This is a genomic window from Methanobrevibacter sp. (genome assembly GCF_045636185.1).
Lineage (GTDB): Archaea > Methanobacteriota > Methanobacteria > Methanobacteriales > Methanobacteriaceae > Methanocatella.
In genome coordinates this window covers 61323-71563 of the sequence record NZ_JAZTXC010000109.1, presented here as the reverse complement: position 1 = coordinate 71563, position 10241 = coordinate 61323, and the positions used below count along the sequence as shown (strand labels likewise).

The following is a 10241-nucleotide window of genomic DNA, read 5'->3' as shown; positions in this document are numbered from 1 at the left end:
GGAGGCAGCATTCTAATGTCTTCCATGAAGGCGAAATATGATGATTTCAGTAGTAATGCCTATTTTACGGTTTCAATGGTTAGTCTGGTGGCGATTGGAATTGTCATTTCGATTTTGGGGCTGATATTTATAGATCCTATTGTTGGCCTTTTATGTTCGGCAAATATGGAATCCAGCTCCCAGCTATTTCCTCTCGTAAAGGATTTCTTTTCTTTAACTCTTGTCGGATTTCCTTTCATGTGTTATCTGTTGGGAATATCCTATTTTTCCCGTGCCGATGGGATACCCAATTTATCTTTAATCGCCATCATAATATCCAATGTGGTAAATATAGTCATGGACTTCGTTTATCTGCAGGTCTTTGGTATGAATATTGGCGGTGCTGCTCTTGCTACATTGACCGGACAAATTTTAGCATCAATATTTATTTCATATTATTTCTTTAATGATAAACGTACTATTAAATTATTATCACTTTCAAAAATCAAATTCAATCAATTCATTGCCTATTTTAAGGATATTGTCATTTCAGGTTTTCCTCCAGCTTCAATACAGCTTTTCATAACCTTGAAATTATTCATTATCAACTATCTGGTTCAAATTGTAATGGGTGCTGTGGGGCTTGTGGCATTCAGCGTATGCGATAATTCTTCGGTTTTGATTTACATGTTTGCAATTGGAATAAGTCAGTCAATGTCTCCGATTATATCAGTATATCATCAGGAAGAGGATTACAACAGTGTCGGATACACCATAAAGCGGGCCATCAAATTGGGCATTATTTCCGGAGCAGTCATGATGGCAATATTTATGATTTGTCCTCAAGCCATACTGTTCCTTTTCAGCATTAATGACCCTGCATATGTCCCTGTTGCAACCAATGCAATAAGATTATTTTCATTAAGTTTCATAGGGCTGGTCATATGCTTCATAATGATCTATTATGTAGAATCCATCCAAAGGGAGAAATATTCATTATTGATTGCATTTATTGAAGGTTTGATTTTTCCGGTTGGGGGAGCAATACTGCTCATTCCTTTAATGGGATTTAATGGCATTTTAATTGCATTTTTAATTGCAGAGATTGCTACAATAATATTCATGTTTGTTTACTCCAGATATATTGAAAGAAAAACTAACGGTGAATATTCAGGTTTCTTTTTACTTAAAAAACAGGATGAAGAAAATATACTGGATTTATCGGTAAATGCCAACATAAATGAAATCGCAGATTTAGCTTCACAGGTTCTGGATTATCTGAAATCAATGAATATTTCTGAGTTGACTTCAGTAAAAGTATCTTTAGCTATTGAAGAAATGCTGGCAAATATTGTTAAAACTAATGGTGATGTTGGAACAATGGATATTTTAATCAAAATTCAAAGTGAGCAAATTTTAATTTCGATAAAAGATCAAGGTGTTGAATTTAACCCTACTGTTGAAAGAGATGGGTGTGAGTATGATCACATTAAAGTTTTATTGAGTGTTGCTGATAAAATTGATTATGCACGGGTTTTGGGATTGAACAGTACTGTAATTACAATCAAAAATTTCTAGTATCCGTTTGAATGATTTAATATTCGTCACAATTAATTTAGTAACAATATAATAATTTAATATATTTTAATTATATTATATTGCCTTTGTGTGTATATTTCAATTAGTAATTTGAAAGTTAATTTTGTAAAATATTAATCGGGAATTGATTTAATAGCCTATTATGAAAATTTTTGCTTTAAATAGTAATTTTAGAAAAAGGTAACGCGGGACAAATTGTCATAATCTTTTGTTTTGTATATATGCAAACATCATGAAGATACTAACATAGATATGGATAAATATTAAATTTAATAGATATTAAAGTACAAATTATTATTTGGAGTATATTGCTCATATTTCTTGTTAAAAATGATATTTAATTAAATTTTTGGGAGTCGTTTATTATTTCTAGAAAATCTAAATTTATTGATGGTGCAAAAAAGAGTATTCCAATTACATTGGGTTATGTTCCAATGGGTATTGGTTATGCTGCAATTGCAATGAAGGCAGGATTCACGCCATTGCAAACAATATCCATGTCATTTCTTGTTTATGCGGGTGCCGGACAAATCATTGCAGCATCAATGGCACTTTCAGGTGCAACAGCAATAGCAATAATATTGACTAACTTTGTTGTAAATTTAAGATATTTTGTAATGTCAACATGTGTTTTAAATCAGGTTGAAGAGTCCAATTTTGGATTAAATATTTTAGCAGCACATGTTACTGTTGATGAATCATTTGCAGTATTTTCGCTTTCAGAAGATTCTTCAATTTGGATATATCTTGGAATTGCTATCACTGCATGGCTAAGCTGGTGTTTAGGTGCAGCAATCGGTGTTGTTCTGCTTGATATTCTTCCTGTAATTGTTACGAATAGTTTCAATATTTCACTATATGCATTGTTTGTGGCTATTTTAGTCCCTGCTGTTAAAGATTCAAAGCAAATTGCAGCTTTGGTATTAATAACTGCAGTTTTAAACATTGTATTATCTCAATTTTTAGGAAACTGGTCTTTAATAGTTTCAACACTAGTTGGAGCAGGAATTGGAATGTATATTGTGGATGATGAATATTTTCTTTCAGGTGATTCATAATGGATTATATTAGCTTGGTGATTTTGGGATGTGCTGTTGTAACATTTATTCCAAGGTTAATTCCAGTATTATTTATTGATAAACTTGATTTTCCTCCAAAGGTTGAGAAATTCTTGGACTTAATCCCATATACTGCTCTTTCAGCATTAATATGTCCTGGAGTATTGACAGTTGACAATCAATTATGGTATATTGGTTTGATCGGTGCTGTTGTGGCGGCAGGACTTGCCTGGAAGAAAGTTCCTCTTGGAGCCATTGTGATATTGACTGTAGTTGTGTTGATCACTGTTTATTCAATTGTTCCTTTCTTTTAATTCATGATGTTAAAAAATAGAAATGTATATGTGGAGATTAAAATGATTTAATTTAAATATAATTAACAATATAATATTTTTTATAGTCTGTTTTTAATTATATTATTGGGTGTAGTATGAGGGTAGAAAAAGAATATATGGATTTGGAGGGAATTGATGAAATTCGTATTTTTAATGCTAGTCAAAAAGATTTCTATAAACCTATGCCTAAGGAGTTTGATATTGAAGATTTAGCATTTCATCATCTTATAAACAATATTCCTGTTGAAATCCATTGTTTGGTTCCTTATGAAGAAGGTGAAGATTTCATTATCCAAAGCATAGGTAATTTTACCCTTGATAAATATAACTGCACTCAAGATGATGTGAAAGGAAGATTATTAAGCAAATTATCTCCATTATTTCATGAAATTTTACAAGATGAACTGGTTGATGTCTACAAAAATCACACAATTAAAAATATAAGGTTTGTATATTATCATAAGAATAAATTATCAAAGCTGAGTGCTGCTAAGATAGTTTTTGATATGGGAAAGATTTTTGTAACAACTAAAAATATTGATACAAAGACAAGCAACCGTGTTGATTTGGAATATAGAAATTTTGATGAAGATAAAAATGATATCATAGAAAATTTTTCTCAAACGGGCAGTTACTATAATATCAATGGAAAATATACCTGGTCACAGGGAATTTATAATATTATAAACCGTGCAAAAGAGGAATCTGATGATTATTTTAACATTGTTTTTGATTTGGTGATACCTGAAGATAAGCACATCGTAAATAAAATTTTTGATATGACTAATAAGGATACTGCACAGTGTGATGAAGTTATTCGTATTAAAACTAAAGATGGTACTTTAAAAACTATAGAAGTTAATATATATTCTTATTTTGATGAAAGTGGTATCATCATTCGTCAGGGTATGATGAATGATATAACCCAGTATTCCAGTGATGAACTCACCAAACCTGTTGATTTCCTGTTGGATGGTTTTAAAAACAGCAAAAAATTGGCTTTGTTGATTGAACCGTTAAATGTTAAACAATTTAAGTTCTCAAAAGGTTTTTATTATCTTATTGAAAAGGATTATGAAGAATATGTCCATTCGAGGGATATTTTTAAAAATATAGTTGATAAAGATGTTGTTCAACGTTTGGAAAAATTGGTAGATGGTGAAATAAATAAAATTGATGAAACTTTTTGTTATTATGTTGATGGAAATCCAGACAATAGGAAAATCGTTGATTTGTATATTGAGCGTTTTGAATATGGAAATACACCACATAGTCTAGGTTTTTTAACAGATATTACTGAAGAAAGACGTAAACAGGAACAATTAATAGTATCCAATGAAAATAGGCTGATTTTAATAAAAGAAATTCATCATAGGGTTAAAAACAACCTGCAAATTCTAAGCAGTTTTTTAAACCTTGAAAAAAGAGCGTACAAGGATAATCCTGATTTGATTATTGAACATATGCAAACACGTTTAAATTCTCTCGCATTGCTTCATGAAAAGACTTATAACTCCAATGATTTTAAAAATATTAATTTGAGAGATTATTTGGTTGATCATGATAAACAGACAATAAATGTGGTTGATATTCCTAATAATATTGAGTTTGAAACTTATGTTGATGAGGATTTGGATTTGTCTATAGAAGTTATCACTCCTCTGCTTCTGATTATTGATGAAATAACCATGAATGCCATTAAACATGCATTTCCAGATAAGACCTCACCTAACAATAAGATAACTAAGGAAATAAGAAATGTTGGCAATAATGTTGCTGAATTAATAATAAAGGATAATGGTGTCGGCATTAAAGATATGGATAATATAAGTACAAATTTGGGCTGTGAAATAATCAAAAGCTTAACTAAACAGTTGGGAGGAAATGTAAGTCTGATTAAACAGGAAAAAGGTACTGCATATAGGCTGGTTTTCCCAACTCAAATGGAACACACCATTGAATGATTGCCATTAATTTTCATTGAAATGAAAATTCTATTGAAATATGTTTTTTTAGTTCAAAATTTTTTTTCATCGGCATGATGAAATTGATTTAAAATATATTGGATATGCATTGCTATTCACTTAAAAAAATTTTTAATTAAGTGATAATATAATCAATCATTAAAATACTATATTTTCTTGAAAAAATGATATAAATAATATACTATGCAATATTTAGTTCAAACTTAATATGAAATTTTCCCATCTATAACTAATAATTTGGCTAGTTTCAGTTTCATAAATTAAATCGATGTAATATTTGTTATTTTTAAGTTTGTTCTTATCAATGTATGTGGTATATCCTCCACACCATCCTTTTTCTTTTTCTTTAAATTCGTCTGCATCGAATCTCTTTTTCGTTGATGCATGATAGTAATTTACATCGCCATCTAGTCCGGTTAGTTTTATAATGAGTTTGTCAGTATTAACTTTTCTATCTGGACAACACCATCCAGTAAATTCGATATATGCATCATTTTCACTGATTTTATCAACTAAAATAAATCCATCTCCTGAATCAGGATTTTCATATCCGCCATAATCCGAACATGCTGCTGCTTCGCTTCTATAGGAATATAATTCAAAGAGTTTATCTTTAAAATATTTTCTAGGATTTTCAAGAGATATTTTTTCGGCAACATTATTCTTTTTATCAATGCATGTTCCATCAGAATTAATCCTTAAAAATAAATATTCATAGTCTTCTACGATTTTAAAACGGTTTATGGCTTTTTGGTAACTGTCTAATTTTTCATTTTCTTTATTATTTTCTTCATTTTCATATTTTTCTAAATCTTCGGAGGACATAATGACTGTATCAACTATACATTCTAATTTATTTAATTGGGTTATTATTTCATCCACTTCTTCTTTTGATAAATATTGCTTTTTGTTCCATCCCATATTTTCATAATAGTTGATAAATGGGGTTCTGATTTCATGTGATTCTATAGGAAAATGTTTACATGTATATTTTACTAAATCAATAATTTCATCTTTATTTTCTTTTAATAATATGGTAATAAATCTCAAAATCGGAATATCTATATCAATTTCATTAATAACTTTTTCTAATGTATTCAAATTATTTATATAATGGTTAAATTTCTTGTTTTGAGTAATATATTCAAACCTTTCTGGTTTCAGGCTTTCTATTGAAATATTTACTAAACGGATATTTGCAGACAATAGTCTTTTTATAAACCCTTCATCCATGGGTTTTGCAAGATTAGTTGTTAAAAAACACTTATTTTTGGCTATATCTGGCAATAAATCTAAATATTCTAAAAATAATGGATTTATCGTAGGTTCATATATGCATGAAAAATAAAATCCATATCCTCCCCCAGCATAATCTTTAACTAGGGGCAATACTTCAAGCACTGCTTTAAAAGTATTTATGTCCATGTTAATTGGTTTTTCATTAAATGATGTAAAGCAAAAGCGGCATCTTTGATTGCAAGTATTGTTTGTATCAAGATTAACTGCATCAAACACCATTGTTTCTTTTTGTGGGCTGATAAGTGTTATGTTATTTTCTCTTTTTGTAATTTTTTCTTTAAATTTATTAAGATATTGATCAATTTTTACCATGTTATATTTCCTATTTTCTGAATATCTTATTATCTTTATATATGTTATTAATATAATTTTTTTATTAATCCAAATTAAACATTATATATTGGACTACAAGATACATTCCTAATGCGAAACTTATTATATAACCAATTAATCCAAGAATAGGGATATTAAATAATGTAGGTCCTTTATCTGCAAATAATGCAAGTGAAGATCCAACAATTAATGCTGCAATAATTATTGCTGTTGTTACTTGTTTTGATATTTCACTTATTCCTTCATGTTTTAGTTTTATTGTAATGTCGCCTTCTTCTAATTTTGATAGTGTATTATTGACTGTGTTTGGAAGATTTTTTGCTAAGTGTCCTATTTCTAGGAGATAATTTGAACCTATTTTCACTAATCTTTGTGGGGATGCTTTATGTAAAATGATTTTTTTAGATAACCCTTTAAGTTCTTCAGCAGTATCAAATTCGGGATTTAACTTTTTACCACTTTCCTCAATTAAAGCCAATCCTCTTGCAATCATTACAAATTCTCTTGGCAATACCACATTATTTTTTACCATTACATCCAGCAGATCTTCAATGCTTCCATTCACATTTTTTAATTTTGTTCCATAATATTTTTTCATCAAGTCATTAATATCTGCTTTCAGCTCAGGTGTATTTTGTGCTGGTGTAATTATGTCCATATAAATTAATTGGTTGATAATATTATCCGTATTACCATTAATTAATAATAAAATAAGCTCTGCTAGATTTTCTTTAAATGTATCATCTAGAATTCCCATCATTCCCATATCAATGTAACAGACCTTATTTTTATCTAAAATTATTATATTTCCCGGATGGGGATCAGCATGGAAAAAACCGTCAATCATTACTTGTTTAAAGTAGGAATCCATTCCTCTTTTTGCTATTAATTTTTTATTATACTTGTCAGATTTATCTTCAATAACTTCAGATAATTGTTTTCCTTCAATGAATTCCATTGTTATTACTTTTCCGGAACAATATTGTATATATGCTTCAGGAATATGTATGTATGGGATTGTTTTAAAGTTGTTTGCAAGAACTTCCATATTTCTTACTTCTTCTAAGAAATTTATTTCTTTTAAAATCGTTTTTTCAAATTCCATAACGATTGCGGGGAAATTATAAACTTTTGATTTATTTATGTATCTGTCGATTCGCACTGCTAAAAATTTCATTATTTTTAAATCGCTCATTATTATTTCTTCGCTTTTTGGTTTTTGAACTTTAATGGCTACTTTTTTATTGTCTTTCTTTAATTTAGCAGTATGGACTTGTCCTATTGAAGCAGAACCAATTGGTGTTTCATCAATGTCTTTGTAAATTTTATCTAATGGAAGTCCTAATTCGGATTCAATAACTTCTTTTATTTCACTAAAATCAGTGATTGGTGTTTCATCTCTTAATTTTTCCAATTCTTCAGATATTTCAAGTCCAACTAAATCCGGTCTTGTAGATAGCATTTGGCCTAGTTTAATAAATGCGGGACCTAATTCCTCCAATACTTTTCTTACTCTTATAGGAATTGTTCCATCAAGTAATTCCGCATCATCATTTATTTTTCTGTTTCTGAGGAAGGGAAATGTTTTAAAAAATGTGTTTTCTTCTATTAAATATCCGAAATCATTTTTTTTAAGGACTTTATAGATTTGATTTATTCTTTGAATATCTGAATTTTTTGTTTTGTTCCGAACTTTCATTGTTAAAATTTATGTGATATATAGTATTTAGAATTTTTCTAATATTCTTGCATATACCGCTTTTAGTTCATCATCTGATTTTTCATATATTCTTTTTAAAATTAATTCTGGTGTACTTTTTGCAAGGAAATTCATTCTTGGGGTTCTGTCCACTATCAAATTATAGTTTTCATCTAATCCCTTTGCTTCAATACCATCTACTCGAATGTCTGTATAATTCATCAATTCTCTTGCCATATGGGTTACAATTATTCCATAGGAATTGGATTCTTTAATCATATCTATGAATGTTGATATGATTTTAACAGCAGCTTCCAGTTCGGTTATTCCTTCAAGTTCATCCAGCAAAACTAATTTTTCACTGTCTGTTGTTACTATTGGAATAAATACATTCAAAAAGGATTCAAATGCTCCTGCATCAAGTGATCTTTTTTTAGAAAAGTGATATATCTCATCAAATAATTTTATTTCACATGCATCAGCACTTACTGGCAGTCCCATTTGGGCCATTATGGAAATTTGGGTTAGGGTTTCTAAAAGTGTTGTTTTACCGCCGCTGTTTGCTCCGGTTAAAAGTGCAACATTCTCTTTTTGTGTTAATTCATAATCGATTTTTTGAATATTTTCATCATCTTTTTTAAGTGATAAATCTAAATGTAGTGCTCCCTTTAATCTAATGTCTTCACTGAATTCTGGCTCTACAAGGTCATATTCGTATGCAAAGCTTCCTAGTGAAAATTCATAATCAAACTTAATTACATCTTTAACTTCTTCTATTGCTTTTTGTTTGATTGAATTTAACTGTATGGATGCACTTTTTTTAATATCGAAAATATCGTTTTCTTTTTTGGATGAGCGTTCTAGTTTTACTCTTTGTATTTCTTGTTCATCAATTTCGATTGGATATTTTCTGAGATATGGGTCAAAATCCATTCCGGTTTCATCTTTGATAATTGCTTTACGTTTACTTATAATGTCGTCAAATATTTTGCTAATCTTTGGTGGGAAATTATTATTTAATAAATTGAGAATTTCATCTCCTTCAAGATCAACATTTTTAATTGACTTTTCAAGTTCTTCATCCATCTCATATTTAAGTGAATTAACAAGTTCGTCAATATCCACTTCTTTTTTATCAACGATATTTAATTCATCAATGATGGGGATAATGTCTCCCAAAACACTTTCTTGGTTTCTGATTTTTTGGATTTCATGAACTCTTTGAAAAATGTCTTGGTTTTGTGTAAAAAAGTTTATAATTTTTTCCGGAACAATTTCATAGTCATTTTCCTCAATATTAATCATAACAAGGTTTGGCATTCCTTCAAAATCAAGAATACCTTGAGAATAAACATAAAATATTAAATCGTAATTCATTAATTCCTCTTGTAGTAATGGGGAGTCGCTTGCAGTAATGATTGGGTAGTATTGGTTAAGGCCTAAATCGGTTAGATAGGAGTTATCTTCTTCATTTTCAACAAGGATAACTTTACTGGCATCATATTCAGCTTTTGGCTCTTCAAGCTCTTTTAAATTTTTCATTAGGCCTCTTAATTTAATTATTGGCATTTGTGATACTTCTTTTTTAGCATCCATAATAAATTTGGCTTGTTTTTTGATTTTATTCAGGTCTTTTGAAGGGGATAATAAAAGGATTCTATTTTTGGAATATGATGTATTTGAATATGATAGCATTTTATTTATTATGTCTTCGTAAATCTCTAAAGCTCTGTCACTTTTCATAAATTCATAATTGTCGTTATTCAATAGTTGGTTCATTATTTGAATAGCTTTTCTTTGACTAATTCCATCAATATTAATTATTCTTTCAACATCAACATCATCAATTATTTTCTGGAGTTCTTCTTCTCCCCCAACACTTCTTATTATCTTTTCAGAGATTTTATCTCCTATACCTTTTATTTCTTGCAATGTATGTAAGTCTCCTTCCATT

General features: G+C 29.3%; 7 protein-coding genes. 4 read left to right on the top strand and 3 right to left on the bottom strand.

What is annotated here, in order from left to right; all coding sequences use genetic code 11:
* The 4 genes from ACKI3Q_RS06275 to ACKI3Q_RS06260 all read left to right on the top strand — a co-directional run.
* Window positions 1-1557: MATE family efflux transporter (locus ACKI3Q_RS06275; RefSeq protein ID WP_407415341.1), on the top strand; the 1557-nt coding region annotated here is incomplete at its 5' end.
* Between the two features lie 440 nt (window positions 1558-1997).
* Complete coding sequence (locus tag ACKI3Q_RS06270; protein ID WP_407415339.1) at window positions 1998-2636, top strand: AzlC family ABC transporter permease; 639 nt, start codon at window positions 1998-2000, stop codon at window positions 2634-2636.
* Window positions 2636-2950 carry an AzlD domain-containing protein gene (locus ACKI3Q_RS06265; protein WP_407415337.1) on the top strand — a complete coding sequence of 105 codons (315 nt, stop codon included), beginning with the start codon at window positions 2636-2638 and terminating at the stop codon, window positions 2948-2950. The genes ACKI3Q_RS06270 and ACKI3Q_RS06265 overlap by 1 nt, the downstream gene beginning before the upstream one ends.
* A gap of 116 nt (window positions 2951-3066) precedes the next feature.
* Window positions 3067-4935: a histidine kinase dimerization/phosphoacceptor domain -containing protein gene (locus ACKI3Q_RS06260; RefSeq protein ID WP_407415335.1), complete on the top strand. Its 1869-nt coding sequence runs from the start codon at window positions 3067-3069 to the stop codon at window positions 4933-4935.
* Window positions 4936-5148: 213 nt separating this feature from the next.
* On the opposite strand, the gene ACKI3Q_RS06255 is transcribed toward ACKI3Q_RS06260, so the two are convergent.
* From ACKI3Q_RS06255 to ACKI3Q_RS06245, 3 genes are all read right to left on the bottom strand, one after another.
* A complete protein-coding gene (locus ACKI3Q_RS06255; RefSeq protein ID WP_407415333.1) occupies window positions 5149-6567 on the bottom strand; it encodes a radical SAM protein in 1419 nt (472 codons plus the stop codon).
* A gap of 64 nt (window positions 6568-6631) precedes the next feature.
* Entirely contained in the window at window positions 6632-8287 is a 1656-nt protein-coding gene (locus ACKI3Q_RS06250) for an ABC1 kinase family protein (protein ID WP_407415331.1), read from the bottom strand.
* A gap of 27 nt (window positions 8288-8314) precedes the next feature.
* Window positions 8315-10240 carry a MutS-related protein gene (locus ACKI3Q_RS06245; RefSeq protein ID WP_407415329.1) on the bottom strand — a complete coding sequence of 642 codons (1926 nt, stop codon included), beginning with the start codon at window positions 10238-10240 and terminating at the stop codon, window positions 8315-8317.
* Window position 10241: the final 1 nt, after the last annotated feature.

What these genes read in the sequence shown, in the direction of transcription:
- ACKI3Q_RS06265 (WP_407415337.1), top strand. Translation starts at nt 2,636, where the DNA reads ATGGATTATATTAGCTTGGTGATTTTGGGATGTGCTGTTGTAACATTT.
- ACKI3Q_RS06260 (WP_407415335.1), top strand. Translation starts at nt 3,067, where the DNA reads ATGAGGGTAGAAAAAGAATATATGGATTTGGAGGGAATTGATGAAATT.
- ACKI3Q_RS06255 (WP_407415333.1), bottom strand. Translation starts at nt 6,567, where the DNA reads ATGGTAAAAATTGATCAATATCTTAATAAATTTAAAGAAAAAATTACA.
- ACKI3Q_RS06250 (WP_407415331.1), bottom strand. Translation starts at nt 8,287, where the DNA reads ATGAAAGTTCGGAACAAAACAAAAAATTCAGATATTCAAAGAATAAAT.
- ACKI3Q_RS06245 (WP_407415329.1), bottom strand. Translation starts at nt 10,240, where the DNA reads ATGGAAGGAGACTTACATACATTGCAAGAAATAAAAGGTATAGGAGAT.